Annotated in this window: 12 protein-coding genes; 9 read left to right on the top strand and 3 right to left on the bottom strand. The window is 58.3% G+C overall.

Annotation, left to right across the window (positions count from 1 at the left end):
- Nucleotides 1–10: 10 nt before the first annotated feature.
- From PYTT_RS02975 to PYTT_RS02965, 3 genes are all read right to left on the bottom strand, one after another.
- Nucleotides 11–2,197 (bottom strand): sulfatase-like hydrolase/transferase, encoded by a 2,187-nt coding sequence (locus PYTT_RS02975; protein WP_172801758.1) that lies wholly within the window; start codon nucleotides 2,195–2,197, stop codon nucleotides 11–13.
- A gap of 388 nt (nucleotides 2,198–2,585) precedes the next feature.
- Entirely contained in the window at nucleotides 2,586–5,384 is a 2,799-nt protein-coding gene (gene polA / locus PYTT_RS02970; RefSeq protein WP_067773205.1) for a DNA polymerase I, read from the bottom strand.
- Between the two features lie 120 nt (nucleotides 5,385–5,504).
- A complete protein-coding gene (locus PYTT_RS02965; RefSeq protein ID WP_067773208.1) occupies nucleotides 5,505–6,263 on the bottom strand; it encodes a hypothetical protein in 759 nt (252 codons plus the stop codon).
- A 342-nt stretch (nucleotides 6,264–6,605) separates the two neighbouring features.
- On the opposite strand from PYTT_RS02965, the gene PYTT_RS02960 reads away from it, so the two are divergent.
- The 9 genes from PYTT_RS02960 (at nucleotide 6,606) to PYTT_RS02920 (ending at nucleotide 18,807) form a co-directional block, all read left to right on the top strand.
- Nucleotides 6,606–7,712, top strand: a complete 1,107-nt coding sequence (locus tag PYTT_RS02960) for a hypothetical protein (RefSeq protein ID WP_067773210.1) — start codon at nucleotides 6,606–6,608, stop codon at nucleotides 7,710–7,712.
- Between the two features lie 15 nt (nucleotides 7,713–7,727).
- Nucleotides 7,728–8,921 (top strand): carboxynorspermidine decarboxylase, encoded by a 1,194-nt coding sequence (nspC, locus tag PYTT_RS02955; RefSeq protein WP_067773212.1) that lies wholly within the window; start codon nucleotides 7,728–7,730, stop codon nucleotides 8,919–8,921.
- 38 nt (nucleotides 8,922–8,959) lie between these two features.
- A complete protein-coding gene (gene speA, locus PYTT_RS02950; RefSeq protein ID WP_067773215.1) occupies nucleotides 8,960–10,897 on the top strand; it encodes a biosynthetic arginine decarboxylase in 1,938 nt (645 codons plus the stop codon).
- Between the two features lie 349 nt (nucleotides 10,898–11,246).
- Complete coding sequence (locus PYTT_RS02945) at nucleotides 11,247–12,710, top strand: efflux RND transporter periplasmic adaptor subunit (RefSeq protein ID WP_141675718.1); 1,464 nt, start codon at nucleotides 11,247–11,249, stop codon at nucleotides 12,708–12,710.
- A 39-nt stretch (nucleotides 12,711–12,749) separates the two neighbouring features.
- A complete protein-coding gene (locus tag PYTT_RS02940) occupies nucleotides 12,750–13,454 on the top strand; it encodes an ABC transporter ATP-binding protein (RefSeq protein ID WP_067773220.1) in 705 nt (234 codons plus the stop codon).
- Nucleotides 13,451–14,821: an ABC transporter permease gene (locus PYTT_RS02935; protein WP_067773222.1), complete on the top strand. Its 1,371-nt coding sequence runs from the start codon at nucleotides 13,451–13,453 to the stop codon at nucleotides 14,819–14,821. Before PYTT_RS02940 ends, PYTT_RS02935 begins: the two co-directional genes overlap by 4 nt.
- Complete coding sequence (locus PYTT_RS02930) at nucleotides 14,814–16,244, top strand: efflux transporter outer membrane subunit (protein ID WP_067773225.1); 1,431 nt, start codon at nucleotides 14,814–14,816, stop codon at nucleotides 16,242–16,244. The genes PYTT_RS02935 and PYTT_RS02930 overlap by 8 nt, the downstream gene beginning before the upstream one ends.
- A 172-nt stretch (nucleotides 16,245–16,416) precedes the next feature.
- Complete coding sequence (locus tag PYTT_RS02925; protein WP_067773228.1) at nucleotides 16,417–16,995, top strand: hypothetical protein; 579 nt, start codon at nucleotides 16,417–16,419, stop codon at nucleotides 16,993–16,995.
- A gap of 174 nt (nucleotides 16,996–17,169) precedes the next feature.
- Nucleotides 17,170–18,807 (top strand): formate--tetrahydrofolate ligase, encoded by a 1,638-nt coding sequence (locus tag PYTT_RS02920; RefSeq protein WP_067773232.1) that lies wholly within the window; start codon nucleotides 17,170–17,172, stop codon nucleotides 18,805–18,807.
- Nucleotides 18,808–18,883: the final 76 nt, after the last annotated feature.

Genomic DNA, 18,883 nt, shown 5'->3' with positions numbered 1-18,883 from the left:
TGGTGATGTTTCAGTTGCGCCAAGGGGCGGTGAGGGGATTTCCCTTGATTTTGACAGACTGGAACCGTTCGGCCGAGATGGGTTGTTTGTCGATGCCCGGACCTTCCCATGAGAGTTTCATGTGGCCTGGGGCTTTTTCTCCCTGTACGACAGTGATTTCGATGGGGTGTTTTCCGGCTTTGAGAGGTACGGCTTTGAGGCCCGTTTTGTTTGGGTTTGCTTCCGTGGTGTTGATGGCGGACGAGGAGTCGATTTCTTTGCCGGGGATGTAGTTGAAGTCCGCATCAATGAGTTGGAAGTCGTGCATGCGGACGTAGGCTTTGCTGCCGGCTACGTCGTCGAGGGTCAGGTAGAATTTGTATTCTCCGTCTTTCGGGATGTCCAGATAGCCGTAGTAGACGGTTACGGTGCCGGCCGGAAGTTCGGTGGAAGCCGGATCGACCGCTGCCGGAAGTGCCTGTGCAGGAGTATTCAGTTTGCCAAGGGAACGACTGTCCGGGACCCACGGGCAGGCAGTTTTGAGCTGTACGCCTTGCAGGCCCTGTTCCGTTTGTTTGGGTTGAGGCGCAGCTGCCGGAACGAGGGCTTTGTCGTACGGGCGCTGGGCGAAGGTGCCTCGGTTTTTGTGCGTGTAGTCGTAGGGGCGGCGGATTTGAAGGATGCGGTTTTGCATCCATTGCTGCATGGCGGCTCCTGCCTTGGTGCCGGCAAGGTTGTTGCGTTCGCCGGGGTCTTTGTCAATGTCGTAGATTTCAAACGGAGTGTTTTCATCGGCGATGTTGAGCCGTACGCCTTTGTAGTTGTTTTTGCCGTCTTCGCTGTAGTAGATGACTTGTTCCTGCTGGCGTACGCCGTTGCGGCGGTTTTCCTTGAAGTCTTTGTAGTTCGGCGTTTTGGTGGTTTGCCAGTATTCGGTGTAGATGATGCCGGGGGTGGGCTTTCCTTTGCCGGTGAGGACGGGGACGAGGCTGACGCCGTCGCAACGGGCCGGGCTGGGTACGCCTGCGAGGTCGGCGAAGGTGGCCATCCAGTCATGGAACTGGCTGGGCTGGGTGGAGATGCCTTTTTTGACGAATCCGGGGTAGCGGACGAGTGTCGGTTCGCGCATGCCGCCTTCCCAAGTGTCGCGTTTGATTCCGTCGAAGGGGCCGTAGGTTTGGAAGAAGGTGGGGTCTTGTGCCGGGCCGCGGAAGCTGCCTTCGTTGTGGGGGCCGTTGTCTGAGGTGAAGATGACGATGGTGTTTTTATCGATCTTGAGATCCTTGAGCAGTTGCAGGATGTCGCCCACGGCATCGTCGATGCGCGCGATCATGGTGGCGTGGCGTTTGGCGGATTCAGGCCATTTGTTGTTTGCGTATTTGGGGTAGATGTAGGAGTCGGTTTTTCCTTCGGCCGTGTTGATGAGTTTATGGGGCGTGCCGAGCCACTGCAGGCCGCCTTTGAGGCCTTTGCCCTGCGGGTAGGCCATGGTCGGTATTTCGAGTGCGGCATGGGGCGCAATCAAGGTGAGGGCCAGGAAGAAGGGTTTGTCCGGCTGTTCCTTTTTCTGGTCGATGATCCATTTTTTGGCGCGTGCCGTGAGCAGGTCGGTGGAGTAGCATTTGTCGCAGTCGTCGGTGACGATGCGGTCGTTGTCCCAAACGGCATTTTTGCCGTGTTCGCTTCTTGGGTCGTGGGGGTCGTCTTTGGAGTAGTGGCGGTGGCCTGCGATGTGGTCGAGGTAGCCGAAGAAGTAGTCGAAGCCCCGCTTGGTCGGGTAGGCGCTGGATGTTTCGGGCGAACCTCCCGATTCTTTTCCTCCGGCGAGTCCCCATTTGCCGATGAGGGCGGTGCTGTAACCTGCTTGTTTGAGGACGGAGGCGAGGGTGTGGCTGTTTTCAAGAGGGATGTCGAAGCTGTTGTCGCGGACGGTTTCGGCGTGGCCCTGATGGACTCCGCTGAAGAGGGAGGCTCGCGCCGGGGCGCAGACGGGACAGGAGGAGTAGTGGCGGCGCAGTTGGAGGCCTTCCTTGGCCATGGTGTCCAGATTGGGCGTTTGCATGGCGGGCTGTCCTTTCGCGGCCCGCTGGTTTTGGTGGAAGGTTCCCAGTTCGCCCCATCCCATATCGTCGACCAGGATGAAGACGATGTTCGGTTTTTCCTCAGGAGCTGCATGGGTGCAAGTGATGCAAGCCGCGAACAATAGGAGATAACGCATGAAGTGCATGCAGTTAAGGATAACATGCATGTTTTGTATTTCAAGAATAAATGTTGTGTAACGCTTCCGCGGCGCAGTTTGGAGTGCCGGGCGATGCGCCTATGCGGGCGTTCTCTCGCGACAGGGTAAGCAGCCTCTGCCTTCCATGTTTTTCCGATGCGCCTGTATGGGGTGCACCGGGAGCCGGGAATGCCTTCAAATCCGTTATAATGCCTCACGATGCCAAGTGTTTGTCCTGTTCTGTCAAGGATGTAGGTGGCGGGCGTGTGACATCCGTCTCCGGGCCAGTCGAGATATTCTTTACCCGTGCCGGTATTTTTGCCAAGGATGGTATTTTCGATGTCTGGCCGGAACGGAGCGAGGGGTTGTGTGGCGAATGGCGGATGGGTCAATGGGCTTCGAGCCAGTTCCGGCCCGTGTTGGCATCGACGGCGAGGGGGACGCCGTTCGGCAGAGGGAGAGCTCCCTGCATGGCGGCGATGACGGAGGGGATGATGTCGTGTTCGCTTTCGTGGAGGTCGATGAGGAGTTCGTCGTGGATTTGCATGATGAGGCGGGATCGTTTGCCTTCGAGGAGGTTGTGGACTCGGATCATGGCGAGTTTGATCATGTCTGCCGCGGTGCCCTGGATGGGGGTGTTGATGGCGGTGCGTTCGGCGGCGGTGCGGAGGTTGCCGTTGGCGCTGGCGAGGTCGGGCAGCAGGCGGCGGCGTCCGCAGAGGGTTTCGGCGTAGCCGTTGTGTGTGGCGGTGGTGATGAGGTCGTCCATGCAGGTTTTGACCTGCGGGAATTCGGAGAAGTAGCTGTCGATGAGCTGGGCCGCTTCCGTGCGGGAGCATGTGAGGCGCTGGGAGAGGCCGAAGGCGGAGATGCCGTAGATGATGCCGAAGTTGACGGTTTTGGCGGCGCGCCGCATGTCGGGTGTGACGTCCTGACGGTCGATGTGGAAGACGCGGGCGGCGGTTTCGGTATGAATGTCGCGGCCGCTTTGGAAGGCTTCGATGAGGTGAGGGTCGCCGGAGAGAGCGGCCATGATGCGGAGTTCTACTTGCGAGTAGTCGGCGGAGAGGATGGCGTAGTGTTCGTTCCGGGGGATGAAGGCGCGGCGGATGAGGCGGCCTGCTTCCGAGCGGATGGGGATGTTTTGCAGGTTGGGGGATTGGGAGGCGAGCCGCCCGGTGGCGGTGACCATTTGGAGGAGGGTGGTGTGGATGCGGCCGTCTTTCGGGGAGATGAAGCGGGGGAGGGCATCGAGGTAGGTGCCTTTGAGTTTGGCGGCTTCGCGGTATTCGAGGATGTCGGCGACGAGGGGGGAGGAAGGGACGAGGCGACGGAGAGTTTCTTCGTCGGTGACGTATTGGCCCGTTTTCGTCTTTTTGGGTTTTTCCAACAGTTTCATTTCTCCGAAGAGGAGGTCGCCCAGTTGTTTCGGAGAGTTGATGTTGATGGGGCGGCCGACGGCCGTATCGATGCGTTCGCGGATGGCTTCGAGGCAGAGACCCATTTCTCCGGAGGCGTGGGCAAGGATGGCCGGGTCGATGTTCATGCCTTCTTCTTCGATGGAGGCGAGGACAGGGAGGAGGGGGTATTCGATGTTTTGCATCAAGGCGGCGATGCCTTGTTTTTCGAGCTGCGGTTTGAGGTGCAGGGCGAGCTGAAGGGTGATGTCCGCATCTTCCGCAGCGTAGCGCGCGAGGGTTTCCAGCGGGACGGAGGCGGTGTCGATGGCTCCGTCTTTGGTGGCGATGGTTTCGAGGCGGATGGTGGAGTAGGAGAGGAGGTTTTCGGCCATGTCGTCCATGTTGTGCCGCAGTTGCGGCGCGATGGCGGTGTGGGCGAGCATGGTGTCGAAGTAGGGGCCGGAGGTGGCGAGGTCGTTTGCGTGCAGGACTTCGAGGTCGAATTTGACGTTGTGGCCGATTTTTTCGGCTGCCGAGTCGAACGCAGGGCGGAAGGTTTGCAGGTCGAAGCCGTCTGTGACGGGGACGTAGTAGGCTTCGTGCGGTGTGAAGGCGAAGGACATGCCCAGCAGTTTGTCCTGCAGGGGATCAAGGCCAGTGGTTTCCGTGTCGAAGCTCCAGAGAGGGGCGGCTGCGAGCCGCGTGATGAGGCTGTTTCTTTCCTCTTCCGTGGTGACGAGGTGGTAGGTGTGCGGGATGTCGTCGATGGTTTTGAGGGAGGATTCTTCGAAGAGGAGCATTTGTCCGTCGCTGTTCTGAGCGGGGGGCGCGGTGTGTGTTTCCGGTTCTGCTGCCGGGGTGGGAGAGAAGAGGTCTCCCGGTTGCCATTGGACGTTTGGCCTGCCTCCGCAGAGGCGTGTGGCGAGTTGTTTGAATTCGAGTTCGTGCAGGATGGCGCAGAGGGCATCGGCATCGTATTCCTGCCGTTTGCCGGAGTCCAGATCGAATTCCAGCGGGACGTGGCGGTCGATGGTGGCGAGTTTTTTGGAGAGGATGGCTTTGTCGGCGTTTTCTTCGATAACGAGGCGACGTTTGCCCTTGATTTCAGCCGTGCGGGCGAGGAGTTCTTCGACGGAGCCGTATTCGGCGATGAGTTTTTTTGCGGTGACTTCTCCGATGCCGGGGATGCCGGGGATGTTGTCGGAGGCGTCGCCCATGAGGGCGAGGATGTCGATGATTTGTTCCGGCGTTTGTATTCCCCAGTCGGCGGTGAAGCGTTCGCAATCGATGAGTTCATGTTCGGCGCTGCGTTTGCCGGGTTTCCACATGAGGCAGGTGGGGGAGAGGAGCTGGCCGAGGTCTTTGTCCTGCGAGACCATGTAGGAGTACATGGCGGGGCGTTGCTCGGCGTGCAGGGTGAGGGTGCCGATGAGGTCGTCCGCTTCGTAGCCGGGCATGCGGAGGATGGGGATGCGCATGGCTTCGAGGATGCGTAGGATGTAGGGGATGGAGGCGCGCAGTTCATCGGGCATGGTCTGCCGGTTGGCCTTGTACTGGGGGTAGAGGAGGTGGCGGGCCGTTTCTTTGCCTGCGTCGAAGCAGGCGATGATGTGGGTGGGGGATTCCTTGTCGATGATGGAGGCGACAGTGTTGGTGAAGCCGAACATGGCAGAGCTGTTCAGTCCCGCCGAGGTGCGCATGGGCGAGGTGATGAAGGCGTAGAAGGCTCGATAGGCGAGCGCCATGCCATCGAGGATAAAGAGCTGTTGTGTCGGTTGATCTCCCATGCGATGGGATTGTAGCACAGGGAAGGGCCGGCAGCAAGCTCCGGTTGCGCGTGCGGCGGAATGCGAAAAACGCGGCCTGCATCCAGCAGGCCGCGTTTTTCATTCATGATGGAAAGGCTCTTAGAAACCGAAGGTCGTGTCGTCCGTGGTGCCCGAGTCGGAGGTGTCTGCCGGGGTGTCGGTCGTCGTCGCATCGGTGCTGTCTGCCGGAGTGTCTTCTTCAGGTGTTGCGGCAGCTGCCGGAGCGGCTCCGCCGGACATGGCGGCGGCACGGTCGCGGCGCTTGGCTTCTGCAAGGGCTTCCTGTTCGCTCTTCGTCAGCGGTTTGCTGATGGTTTTGAGGCCGTTGTAGGCGCGATTGGCACTGCGGTATGCGTCGCAGGGAGCCATGGAGATCATGATGGCTTCGCTGAGTTCGGGAGCGCGGGAAGTTTCACAGACGTACATGTCGTAGTTGCCGACGGTCGGCAGGCTGCGCGCATCAAGATTGTGCTTCGGCACCAGTACGCCGACAAGGTTGCCGTTGCTGTCGGAGCAGATGGACCAGATGGATTTCACGGGTTTGCCGTTGATGTCGTTCATCAGTTCGACGAAGTACTGGGGACGTGCGTAGGAATAGTCCTTGCGTTCGCCGGTGCGTACCCATTCGACGAGAGCGCGGTGTGCGCGTTCGGGGATGGGGCCGCAGGATTCAAAGGTGCGCAGTTCGGGGCGCATCTGGTCGTTGAAACTGTACACTTGCGTAGACGTTGCCTTTTCCAGGCGATTGGCTACGTTGGAGGGCGAAGGCGCGGTGCTGCAAGAGTTGAGTGCCATGGCGGCAGCGGCAAGCCCGAAAGCCAAGGTAAGTTTGTTGCGGAAAGAGACGAAGTTCATCATGACGTATTCGGTGTCCCTTATTCTAATCAATGAAGACGGCCTATCTCAAGCAAAAACTCTCGCTTTTCCATGTTTTTTTTATGTCCGGATTTCATTTTATTGGTATAATTTATTTTCTGTTATGGTTTTGAATGTGTTTTATGTTCTTGCATGGCTCGGCAGTGGAATGTGTGGTTCTTTTTGTCATAACCGGAACGTTTTTTTATGTCCGATGCGATGGTTCACTGCTGGTGGAGAAATTGTTGCAGGGTGTGAAGTTATTTCGATGCCTGTTTTCTGTCATGCGTCCGTACGTCCGGGAATAATCTTGACGCACCGGGGCTCGTCCTGCAAGATAAGCGCATGATGATTCTGGATCGTTTTGCGAGGTTCGGTTTGGGCTGTGGATTGTCCATGGCGGCGTCTGCCTGTCTTTTGGTTTCCTGTGGCGACAGTAAGTCCGGCAAGGACGGCAAGAAGCCTGAAACTCCGGCTGTGGCGAAGGATGCGGCTGCCGCTCCCAAGGTTCCGGCCCCGGTGGAAGCTCCAAAGCCTGCCGAGAAGGCAGCCTCGCAGGTGTTTGCGGAGAGGTCCGTGTTCGAGCTTGCCGATTTGCTTCGCCCGTATACGCAGACTCCCGAGATTCACGAGTCCGTCCGTTTCCTGAACGAGATTGCGGAGAATTATCTGGATGCCTTGAAGGCCAAAAAGAATCCGACTGAGGAAGATGTCGTGCTGATTTGCCGCGTGGGCAATAAGGTGGGCGATTTGCAGGCTGCCCTGCAGGCGATCGAGAAGGCAGAGTCGAGCTATCGCGATGTGCTGGAACGCACGGATGCCCTGCCGCAGGAGAAGGTGGAGACGATCCGCCTTCGCAGCGGCGCGATGCGGGGGCTTGGCGTGTTGCTGTTTGCCAAGGACGATTCCAAGGCTTCGCTGGAAAATTTCCGTGCCTGTGTGGATGCGGACAGGAAGGCTCTTGAGCTTCTCAAGCCGGCTGAAGGAGAACAGCAGTCTCCTGCTTACCATGCGGTTGCGAAGGATTTGATGGATTCCTACAAGAATGTGGCGGATATGCTGGTGAATGCCGATGAGTTGGAAGATGCCCGCGATATGTACCAGAAGGCTGTGGATTTCGCCCTTTCGCTGAAGAATCTGTCACAGCAGGATGAAGCGGCTTTGCGCATCAAGCTGATGCATACGATTTCGGCTCTCGGCGATCTGGAGGACAAGTGCGCCCAGCTGGAGAAGGCCAAGAATTACTGGCTGGAAGCGGCGACGCAGTGCCAGACGGTGTACCAGATGACGACCCGCCCGGATTTGAAGTCGTATGTTTCCCAGGCGTTCGATAAGCTGAAGGCCCGTATTCTCGAAGCGGAAAAGACGCTGAAGGGCGATAAGCCCGAAGGCGAGGAAGGCAAGTCGTCCGACGAGATGAAGGTGAACGATGCTCCCTCTTCGGCGGCATAAGGCTTGTTCCTGCTTATGGCCCAGTTTGTGATCAGTCTGCCTGCTCTGGAGCGCAATGCTCGCATTCTCCGGGCAGTGGCGGATGAGTCGGGAGCGTCTGTGATTTTGGCGCTCAAGGGTTTTGCCACAACGGCTGCCTTCGGTACGCTGAAGCCTTTTATGGACGGATGCTGTGCGTCGGGCCTGTACGAGGCGAAGCTTGCCTCCCGTCATGCGGGAGGGCATGTGGCCGTTTATTCTCCGGCTTACCGGGACGGCGAGGTGGAGGAGTTGGCGGGGTTCGCCCACCATATCGATTTCAACAGTTTGTCTCAGTGGTTCCGTTTCCGGGATGAGCTGATGCGGCATCCCCGCTTTTTGTCGGGAGAGTTGCAATGCGGCCTGCGTATCAATCCGCAGTGTTCGACGGGGCATACCGCTCTGTACGATCCCTGTGCGCCGGGTTCGCGGCTCGGTATGACGGCGGATGCGTTGCAGGGGGCGGATTTGACAGGGATTTCCGGCTTGCATTTTCATACGCTTTGCGAGCAGGGAGCGGAGGATCTGGCGGTGACGCTGGATGCGGTGGAGGAGAACTTCGGCGAGTTGCTGTCGTCTCCTCAGATCAGGTATCTGAATATGGGAGGCGGCCACTGGGTGACGAAGCCGGATTACGACCGGGGGCTGCTCGTGGAGCTCGTACGCCGCGTGCGGGAACGCTACGGGGTGGAGGTGCTGCTGGAGCCGGGTGAGGCGTGGGCCATTCATACGGGCGTGCTGCGTTGCCGCGTGCTGGATGTGTTCGAGTCTCAGGGCGTGCGTCATGCGATTCTCGATGTGTCCGTTTCGGCCCATATGCCGGATGTGCTGGAGATGCCGTACCGTCCGGATGTGTTTCGCGTGGGCGGGCAGGGCGGTGAAGCTGCGCCCGCCGTGGCGTGGCCGGGCGAGTCGTATGCCTTGGCCGGGCAGCCCGGCGAGCAGGCGGTGACGTACCGCCTCGGCGCGCCGACGTGTCTGGCAGGCGATGTGATCGGCGATTATTCGTTCGATGCGCCTCTGGAGGTCGGCGATGAGCTGTTGTTCGACGATATGTCGCACTATACGATCGTGAAGACGACGTTTTTCAACGGGGTGCCCCATCCGTCGATTGCCGTGCAGGAAGCAGGCGGTGCGGTGTGTTGTGTGAAAGAATTGTCGTACGATGACTTTGAGGCTCGCTTGGGCTGATTCGTTGTGCTATAACCCGCGCACAACTTAGCACGATCATGGGCGCTCGCAATAAAGAAGGTATCAAGCAGAAGGTCAAGGGATGGAGCCATCACGACTCCGCCGAGCTGTACGGGATCGATTCATGGGGCAACGGCTATTTCCGGGTGAACCGCCAGGGTGAAGTGACGGTGCGTCTGAAGAGCGACAGCAATTCCTTCAAGGATGTGAGTCTGCATGATCTGGTGGAAGGTCTTGTCGAACGCGGTACGACGGTGCCCGTGCTGCTGCGTTTCCGCGATTTGCTGCGCAGCCGCATCAAGGAGCTGAACGAGAGTTTCCGCAAGGCGATCGACGAGGTGAAGTACCAAGGTGGTTATCAGGGAGTGTATCCCATCAAGGTGAATCAGCAGAGGCAGGTTGTGGAGGAGGTGACTCGGTACGGCGAACGCTACGATTACGGTCTGGAAGCCGGGTCGAAACCCGAGCTGATTGCGGCCATGGCGCACATGCACAATCCGAAGGCTTATCTGATTTGCAACGGGTACAAGGACGACGAGTTTATCGATCTTGCGCTGCTGGGGCAGAAGATGGGGCTTAATATTTACCTCGTGCTGGAGATGCCGAATGAGCTGGATGCCATTTTGAAGCGTGCCGAGAAGTTGAAGATTCGTCCGAATCTCGGTGTGCGGGTGCGTCTCGCGGCGAAGGGGTCCGGCCACTGGTCGGAATCCGCCGGGGATAATTCCGTGTTCGGCCTCAATGCCGCGCAGGTGGTGGATGTGGTGGATAAGCTGAAGGCGGCGGATGCTCTGGATTGCCTGAAGCTGCTGCATTACCATCAGGGTTCCCAGATTCCGAATATTTCCGTCGTCCGCGAAGGGTTGACGGAGGCGACCCGTATTTATATCGATCTCGTGGCGGAAGGCGCGCCGATGGGTACGCTCGATATGGGCGGCGGCCTCGCCGTGGATTACGACGGTTCGAAGACGAATTTCCATTCTTCCTGCAACTATTCGATTGCGGAGTATGCCCGCGATATCGTCGAGGTGGTGGGCGAGCTTTGCACGAAGCACAATGTGCCTCACCCGACGCTGGTGACGGAGTCCGGCCGTGCGGTGGTGACGTATTATTCGGTGCTTGTGTTCAATATTCTGGATGTGGCAGCCGCCCCCGGCGGCGATGAGCCTCCTCCTGTGCCCGATAATGCGCTGGATAGTCTCAAGGCCCTTGCCGAGACGAGCCGCATGCTTTCCCGCAAGAATATTCAGGAGTGCTATAACGATGCCTGCTACTACCGCGACCAGCTTCGGGCGCAGTTTTTCTACGGCAATTCCTCCCTGCGCGAGCGGGGACTCGGAGGCGCGTATTTCTGGCATATCCTGAACCGCATCGCCCATATGCTGACGGAGATGGAGACGATTCCCGAAGATCTGCGCGAGATTTCGGATTCGATGGTGGATTTTTATTACGGTAATTTCTCTTTGTTCCAGTCCCTGCCGGATGCATGGGCGATCAAGCAGCTGTTCCCCGTGATGCCTTTGCAGCGGCTGAATGAAAGGCCGACGAAGAAGGCGGTGCTGGCGGATATTACCTGCGATTGCGACGGCAAGATCGATCGTTTCATCGATCGCGAAGATGTGGCGAAGTCGCTGCCGCTGCATTCCGTGGCGTCGGATGAGGATTATTATGTAGGCGTGTTCCTCGTGGGTGCGTATCAGGAGACGTTGGGCGATCTTCACAATCTGCTGGGCGATACGAATGTGGTCGGCGTGCATCTGGAAGGGGACCGGCCCGTTTATACGCACGAGGTGGAGGGCGATACGGTGGCGGATGTGCTGTCGTACGTCGAATATGATCCCAAGGAGCTGATTGTCAAGTTCCGCAGTTTCGCGGAACAGGCGGTGGCGGACGAGCGTATTACGCCGCGCGAACGCCGCAATGCGATGGAGGCTTTCCGTATGGGCTTGAACGGCTATACGTATTACGAGTTGTGATCCGATTCGTTTGAAAGGCCTTGCTCTTTTCGGACGTAGTATGTTGCAAGGAGAATTCCGCGCGCTGCGGAAGAGGTCGTCGGTTGGTTGAACAAAAGACATGTTTTTTGCAACTGCGGCGATCCTCCGGTGTTTTACTTCGCAACACCGGATTTTCCGGATGCGCGTGCGTGCATCCGTGCGGTCGCTTTTTCTTCAGATAAATCCTCTTTTATGAACATTTTAATTTATTCTTATTCAAGTTTTTGTGATTTTTATTCATTTCATTTATGCGATGGTGTAAAATAGTTTACTTTTTATAACTATTGCATCTTGACAACTAAAAGACCTTTCTATATTGTTTTCTGCCGTGAACAAGATTTCCAAATGGGCGATTGCCATAGCCGTATGTGTGGCCGGTGGGGCTGCGTGGTATATCTGGGGAACCGACGCCGAGAAGAAGGTGGTTTTCCAGACTGCCGATATTTCACAGGATAATTTCCATATCTCCGTGCAGGCCACGGGTACGCTGGAACCCCAGCAGCTGATCGACGTAGGCGCCCAGGTGGGCGGCCTCATCATGGAGTTGGGCAAGGATGTGAATGGCAATTCCGTGGATTATGCCAGCGAGGTGAAAGAGGGCGAGCTTCTGGCCCGTATCGACGATACGGTGGTGGAGCTCGATATCCGCCGTTCGCAGGCTGCCGTGGAGCAGAGCAAGGCCGGTATTCTGAAGGCCGCCGCCAGCATTGCACAGGCCAAGGCGAGCATCGTGCAGGCGGAAGCCAATTTCAATCAGGCCAAGCGGGATCGCGACCGTGCCGAGAAGCTGGGGCCGGGCGAGGCTCTTTCCCAGTCGAGTTTCGACCAGTATGTTTCCGCGTCCGAAGTAGCGGAGGCTTCTCTGGTGGCGGCGCGTGCTGCGCTGGAGTCCGCCACGGCATCGAAGGCGGAGGCGGAGGCGAATTTGAAGTCGTCGGAGACGCAGCTTGCCACCCAGCTCCGCAACCGCGATTATACGAAGATTCTCGCTCCGGCAGACGGTACGATTATCGTGAGGCAGGTGAATGTGGGGCAGACGGTTGTTTCGAGCATGAGCGCGCCGACGCTGTTCCTGATTGCCAAGGATTTGTCGCACATGCAGATTTGGGCATCCGTGAATGAGGCGGATATCGGCCGCGTGAAGCCGGGCCAGCGCGTGGATTTCACGGTGGATGCGTTCAAGGACAAGACGTTCGAGGGGAAGGTGAACAAGATTCGTCCCAATGCGACGATGACGTCGAATGTGGTGACGTATATCGTGGAAATCGATTTTGAGAATAAGGACAGGATGCTCCTGCCGTATCTTTCCGCGAATGTGGATATTATGGTGAAGGAGGTCAAGGATGCGCTGCTTGTGCCGAATACGGTGTTCAATTTCCGACCGAAGGAGGATGCGATCGAAGCATCCGTTTTGCCTGCTTACAAGGAAAAGATGAAGGAAATCCACCGTATGCGTGCGGAGCAGGGTGAGGCTGCGGATGCGGAACAGGTTGCCGCTGTGTGGGTGCGTTCCGGTGAGGATAAAGTGCGGCCCGTTTGGGTGCGGCGCAGTGAGTCGGACGGAGCCAAGACGGTGATTGTTCCGGTGGAGCCGGATTCCTTGAAGCCCGGTATGCAGCTGGTGACGGCGATGCAGCAGTGGACTGAAGGTCAGGAAAATGCCACGGCCGGCGGGACGAATCCGTTCGGTCCCAAGATGCCGAAGATGCCGAAGCGCGGTACGGGCGGAGCTGATTCCAAGGGTAGCGCCCGCTCTTCCGGCGGTGGCGGCCATGGAGGACCGCCCATGTGAGGATTCCGCCCGTCTCGTCCACTTCAATACTGCGATTCCGTGATTGAATTACGTAATATTACCAAGGTGTACAAGCTTGGGGAGATCGATCTCCCCGTGCTGAAGGGGATTACCCTGCGCATCGACGATGGCGAGTTCGTTTCGCTGACGGGGGCCTCCGGTTCGGGCAAGTCCACCCTGATGAATATTCTGGGATGCCTGGACAGGCCTTCGGACGGAGAGTTCCTGATCGACGGCAGAGATGTGTCGAAGTTCAATGCGAATGAGCGCGCCGGGTTGCGCAATAAGCGTATCGGGTTCGTTTTCCAGAATTTCAATCTTCTGTCCCGCACGACTGCTCTGGAAAATGTGATGATGCCGGCGGCATACGCCCGCCCGGCCTTGCCGCATGCCGAGCTGCACAAGAGGGCGCTCGGGCTGATGAAGCTCGTGGGGCTGGAAGACCGTATGCACCATACTCCGGCCCAGCTTTCGGGCGGCCAGCAGCAGCGCGTGGCCATCGCCCGCTCTCTGATCAATAATCCCGGCATTCTGCTGGCAGACGAGCCGACGGGCAATCTCGATTCGTCCACTTCGGTGGAGGTGCTGCACATGTTCAAGCAGTTGAACCGCGAGCAGGGGCTGACGGTGATTATCGTGACGCACGATCCGAAGATTGCGGCGTTTACGGACCGTGCCATCAATATGGTGGACGGCATGCTGTCCGAAGGTATTTCCGAGAAACTCCATCCCATTGACGCATGAAACTTGTGACGCTTTTTCTGACCTGTATTCGTGCGCTGGTGCGCAATCCGATGCGCGCCCTGTTGACGATTCTCGGTATCATTATCGGCATTGCGGCCGTGATTGCCGTGATGGAGATCGGGCAGGGTTCCAAGGAGCAGATTACCAAGCAAATCGCGACGATGGGGGCGAATTCCCTGAGCGTGATGCCTGCCTCCGTGACGAAGGGCGGGGTGAATTCCGGCGGCGGCGGCCGTGCATCGCTGTTTTCCGAGGATGCCGTCGCATTGGAGAAAGAGTGCAAGACGGTGATTCGCGCCACTCCGGTGGTGCGCTCCAGCGGCCAGATCGTGGCGGGCAATCTGAACTGGAATCCGCGTACGATTGAGGGCGGGAATGAGAATTATCTCAAGATGAAGGATTGGGACGAGATGCTTTCCGGCGTGTCGTTCGATGCCCGCGATGTGAGGCTGGCCAACCGCGTGTGCGTGATCGGTACGACGATCGTGAAGGAGCTGTTTCCTGATACCGATCCGGTGGGGCAGGATTTGCGCGTGCGCGATGTGGTGTTCAAGGTGATCGGCGTTCTGAAATCGAAGGGCTCGGATATGATGGGCAACGACCAGGACGATATCGTGATTCTTCCGTGGACGAGTATCCGCACGCGTTTGCAGGGCGGTTCGGGCACCGCGAAGATTACGAAGGCTGGCGCTTCGGCCAATTCGACGGCTTCTTCGACCTATTCCACCTATCCCAGTACGTCCGTCCAGTTTTATCCCGGCGCCGATTTGCAGCCGTATACCGATGCGCCCCACCCGCTGCGTTTCCGTACGGTGGATTCCATTCTGCTGGAGATTGCCGATCCGTCCCGTTCTTCCGAGACGATCAGGGAGCTGACGGTTGTGCTGCGCGCCCGCCACGGGCTTGAGCCCGGCGTACTGGACGATTTCCGTGTGTTCGACCGTGCTGCGATCGTGAGCGTGATGACGTCCACCAGCGAGACGATGATGCGCCTGCTGCTGGCCGTGGCGATGATTTCCCTGATTGTGGGCGGTGTGGGGATCATGAATATCATGATGGTTTCCGTGACGGAACGTACCCGCGAGATCGGCCTCCGCATGGCCGTGGGCGCGAGGCCTCGCGATATCATGTGGCAGTTCCTGCTGGAAGCGGTGCTGCTGTGCCTTGTCGGCGGCGTCCTCGGGATTCTGTTCGGCCGCGGCGTGTCCGAACTAGTGAGCATGAAGTTCAACTGGACGACGGCCAGTTCCACGGGAGCGATGGTGCTTTCCGTCGGGGTGGCGGCGACCATCGGCATCATTTTCGGCTGGTATCCGGCTTATAAGGCTTCCAAACTCGACCCCATCGACGCACTTCGCCATGAATAACTTTTTTTCCATGAAACGACCGATTCTTATTTCCTGCCTTTCCGGAGTGCTGCTGCTGCCTGCGTGCATGGTCGGCCCCGATTTCAAGGGTGCGCCGCAACAGGATTTGCCCGCCTCGTGGGCTACTGCCGTACCGCCTGCGGTCGATAAGGATGCCCTGACGCACTGGTGGCAGCTTTTCGGCGACAATCAGCTGGAATCCCTGCTTGAACAGGCTGTCAACAACAATCCCGATATGGTGGCGGCAGCGTTGCGCATTAAGGAGGCGGAATCGTCCGCACGGATTGCCGGAGCCGCTCTGCTGCCTTCGGCCAGTGCTTCGGGCAGCCAGTCTACGGCTCCTTCTTCGGGATTCAGTTCTACTTCACACGGCAAATGGGGGCTTGGTGCGTCCGCTTCGTGGGAGCTGGATATTTTCGGAGGGAACAGGCGTTCCATCGAGGCTGCGCTGGCGAATCTCCGTTCGACGGAAGCGTCGGCTGCCGCTGTGCGTACGGCGTTGCTGGCCAATGTCGCTTCGGCCTATTTCGACTGGATTGCCGCGGAGGAGCAGCTTCGTATTGCGAAGGAGCAGCTCGATTATCAGCAGCATACGTATGAGATTGTGGTGCAGAGGCAGAGTGTCGGTTTTGCCGCCGATCTGGATCTGGAGCAGGCGAAGGCGCAAATCGCTTCGACGAAGAGTACGATTCCTGCCATGGAGGCCGCGAGGCAGAATGCAAGGAATCAGCTTGCGATTTATCTCGGTTCCTATCTGGACCGGGTCAAGCTGTCCATGCCTTCGGCCGATGTATATAATAAGATTCCTTCGGTGCCGACTGGGCTTCCTTCCGATCTGTTGCGGAGGCGTCCCGATATTATTCAGGCGGAAGAGGATTTGCACGCGGCGACGGCGAATGTCGGCGTTGCTGTGGCTGATTTGTTCCCGAAGTTTTCGTTGACGGGCAGCGTGAATACCAGCGCCGGATCTGATTTTGCCGGGATGTTCTCTTCCGGAAAGTCGTCGTGGGCGCTGGGTGGAGGCGTGAACCAGAGTATTTTCCAGGGCGGAGCCTTGTGGGAGCGCGTGCGGCAGCAGAAGACCGCGACGCAGCGGTCTGCGGAATCCTACCGGAAGACGGTGGTTGTGGCGATGAGCGAGGTGGAGTCCTGCCTGATCAATTATGCACAGGTGATGCAGCAGCTTCCCTTGTATGAAGAAGCTCGCCGCGCCAATCGTGAAGCTGCCCGCATTTCGCTGAAGCTTTATACGGCAGGTATGACGGATTTCCTGAATGTGGCAAGCGCGCAGCAGTCGTGGCTTTCGTCCGAAGAGAGGCTTGTTTCGGCACGCCAGAGCCTGCGGCAGAATATGGCGAATCTGTACAAGGTGCTCGGCGGCGGCTGGGATGCTTCGCGCGTGCAGGCTTTATCGAAGAGGTAGGATGTGTGGACTACCGCCTCCCATGCGGTTCGCATGGGAGGGATGGGGCATGAGCCTGATGGGCGGTGTGCGATGTTTCGTTTTATCGGCAAGAAGGGTGATGTTTTTTTGCAGGTCAGAGTTTTGCTGCCCGGAGTTGACAAGATGCCCGGATATGATAATTTGAGCGTGTATGAAGATCGTTTATCTACCCTTGATCGTCTTGTTTTTGGCGGCTTGCCAAAGTGTGAAGCTCGACGAGTCGCCTATTGTGGTGTCGCCGGGTTTTTACCATTTGACGCATACTCCTGCGGCTCAGGCGAATTTGGAGAAAGCCGGGGCTTCGTTGGATGCGGCATTGGCCGTGTTGCAGGCGGATGGGCGTGTGAAGCATCCCCGGCGTGTGGGCCGCGAGATCGTGGCTCTGTTGGATAGCGAGAAAACAGCGGCGATGGTGAAGATGTTGTCGGACTGCATCGAGCGCGAGATGCTTGCCGAGGATCCGAAGGCCAATGTGGACAAGTTGCTGGTGTACGAGACGGAGAAGAGCATAGGCGCAGCTTATGATCGGCTGATGGCGAGTTTTCCGGCAAAGGCGAGGGAGGAGTTCGGGCAGTTCGTGAAGTCGTATCAGGAGAGTGTGATTCAGAGCAGGAAAGATCCCGAAGATTACCGCCAGTTTTACAGGGACGAGCAGTCCAGCCTCAGATCGGAGGTGTATATGGCCCTCTGGATTACGCTTGAGCGGTATGCGCTGCCGGTTCCAAGGTGATGGCGGCGTTGGTGGCGCAGGTGTGCGGGCCGGGGCGGTGCGAGGTTCTTTTTTTGCTGGGCATCGCATGCATGTGATGCGGCAGGGAGTTTGCATCTATCTGTTGGGGAGGATTGCCGATTTTGGACGGAGTCGGGTCTTGATTGCTGCGGCGGTTTCTGGTATGTTGGCAGCATGATTGGAAAGACAAGACCGATTTCAGAAGTGGCCGAGTATCTCGGCATTGATGCCGCGCAGGTGATTCCCTACGGTTCGGATAAGGCAAAGGTGTCGATCAAGGCGCTGAAGGGCCGCCCGTTGAAAGGGAAGCTGATTCTGACTTCGGCTTTGACGCCGACAGCGGCAGGCGAGGGCAAGACGACGATTTCGATCGGTCTGGCGCAGGGGCTGCAGGCGATCGGGAAGCGGAGCGTGCTGGCTCTCCGCGAGCCTTCGATGGGTCCGGTGTTCGGCCGCAAGGGCGGAGCGACGGGGGGCGGGATGAGTTCGCTGACTCCGGCGGATTCGATCAATTTGCATTTTACGGGTGATTTCCATGCGATTACGTCGGCGCACAATTTGCTGAGTGCGGTGATCGATAATGCGCTGTTCTACGGGACGACGCGGCTGGATCCTGCGAAGGTGACGTGGAAGCGGGTGCTGGATATGAACGACCGTTCGCTTCGCAATGTGGTGATCGGCCTGAACAAGCAGGGGGTGGCGCGTGAGAGTTCGTTCGATATTACGCCCGCCAGCGAGATTATGGCAGTGTTGTGCCTGTCCGAGTCTATGGACGATTTGCGCGAGCGGCTCGACCGGATGGTGATCGGTTTTACGAGGGACGACGAGGCGGTGTATGCCCGCGAGATGAAGGTGACGGGGGCGCTGCTGGCGGTGCTGAAGGATGCGGTGAATCCGAATCTCGTGCAGAGTATCGAGGGGGTGCCCGCGTTTGTGCATGGCGGCCCGTTCGCCAATATCGCGCACGGCTGCAATTCGGTGCTGGCGACGAAGATGGCGCTGGCCTACGGCGATTATGTGGTGACGGAGGGCGGTTTCGCGTTCGATCTGGGGGCGGAGAAGTTTTTGGATATCAAATGCCGCCAAGCGGGGCTTTCGCCGGATGCGATCGTGATTGTGGCGACGATTCGTGCCTTGAAGATGCATGGCGGCGTGGCCAAGGATCAGCTCGAGACGCCTGATGTGGAGGCGGTGAAGCGTGGTCTGGAGAATTTGGGGGCGCATTTGGAGAGTGCGGCGAGGTTCAAGCGTCCGGTGGTGGTGGCGATCAATCTGTTCGCCGCTTCCGATACGGCGGAGGAGGTGCAGGCCGTGAAGGATTTTTGTGCAGGGATGGGCGTTCGCTGTGCGGCGGCGGATGTGTTCGGCAAGGGCGGCCCCGGTGCCGAGGAGCTGGCTCGGCTGGTGGCGGAGGCTGCCGATGAGCCGAGTCCGGAGTTCTCCTGCCTGTATGGGCTGGATGATGCGGTGGAGGTGAAGATGGAGAAGATCGCGACGCAGATGTACGGCGCGGACGGGGTGGATGTGTCCGCCCCGGCACGCAAGAAGCTGGCTTTGCTGGAGAAGAACGGGCTGACGGGGCTTTCCGTTTGCATGGCGAAGACGCAGAATTCCCTGTCGGACGATGCGTCTCTGTTGGGGCGGCCACGCGGGTTCAGGATTCATGTGCGCGATTTCGAGATTGCCAATGGTGCGGGGTATCTGGTGGCGTTGACGGGTACGATTATGCGTATGCCCGCCTTGCCGCGCGTGCCTTCGGCCGAGCAGATCGATGTGGATGAGGATGGACGTATTACGGGGATGAAGGGGTAATGCCTTTCTGCATCAAGACGATTGTTGCAAGTTTGACTTGACAAAAGCGCCTTGTCAGGGTACCTCTTCTCGCCGT

Source organism: Neoakkermansia glycaniphila (assembly GCF_900097105.1).
Taxonomy (GTDB): domain Bacteria; phylum Verrucomicrobiota; class Verrucomicrobiia; order Verrucomicrobiales; family Akkermansiaceae; genus Akkermansia; species Akkermansia glycaniphila.
This window is presented reverse-complemented; position numbering and strand designations above follow the sequence as displayed.

Excerpts from the sequence above, each read along its gene's own strand:
- PYTT_RS02975 (WP_172801758.1), bottom strand. The coding sequence starts at position 2,197 with ATGCGTTATCTCCTATTGTTCGCGGCTTGCATCACTTGCACCCATGCA.
- polA (WP_067773205.1), bottom strand. The coding sequence starts at position 5,384 with ATGGGAGATCAACCGACACAACAGCTCTTTATCCTCGATGGCATGGCG.
- PYTT_RS02965 (WP_067773208.1), bottom strand. The coding sequence starts at position 6,263 with ATGATGAACTTCGTCTCTTTCCGCAACAAACTTACCTTGGCTTTCGGG.
- PYTT_RS02960 (WP_067773210.1), top strand. The coding sequence starts at position 6,606 with ATGATGATTCTGGATCGTTTTGCGAGGTTCGGTTTGGGCTGTGGATTG.
- nspC (WP_067773212.1), top strand. The coding sequence starts at position 7,728 with ATGGCCCAGTTTGTGATCAGTCTGCCTGCTCTGGAGCGCAATGCTCGC.
- speA (WP_067773215.1), top strand. The coding sequence starts at position 8,960 with ATGGGCGCTCGCAATAAAGAAGGTATCAAGCAGAAGGTCAAGGGATGG.
- PYTT_RS02935 (WP_067773222.1), top strand. The coding sequence starts at position 13,451 with ATGAAACTTGTGACGCTTTTTCTGACCTGTATTCGTGCGCTGGTGCGC.
- PYTT_RS02930 (WP_067773225.1), top strand. The coding sequence starts at position 14,814 with ATGAATAACTTTTTTTCCATGAAACGACCGATTCTTATTTCCTGCCTT.
- PYTT_RS02925 (WP_067773228.1), top strand. The coding sequence starts at position 16,417 with ATGAAGATCGTTTATCTACCCTTGATCGTCTTGTTTTTGGCGGCTTGC.
- PYTT_RS02920 (WP_067773232.1), top strand. The coding sequence starts at position 17,170 with ATGATTGGAAAGACAAGACCGATTTCAGAAGTGGCCGAGTATCTCGGC.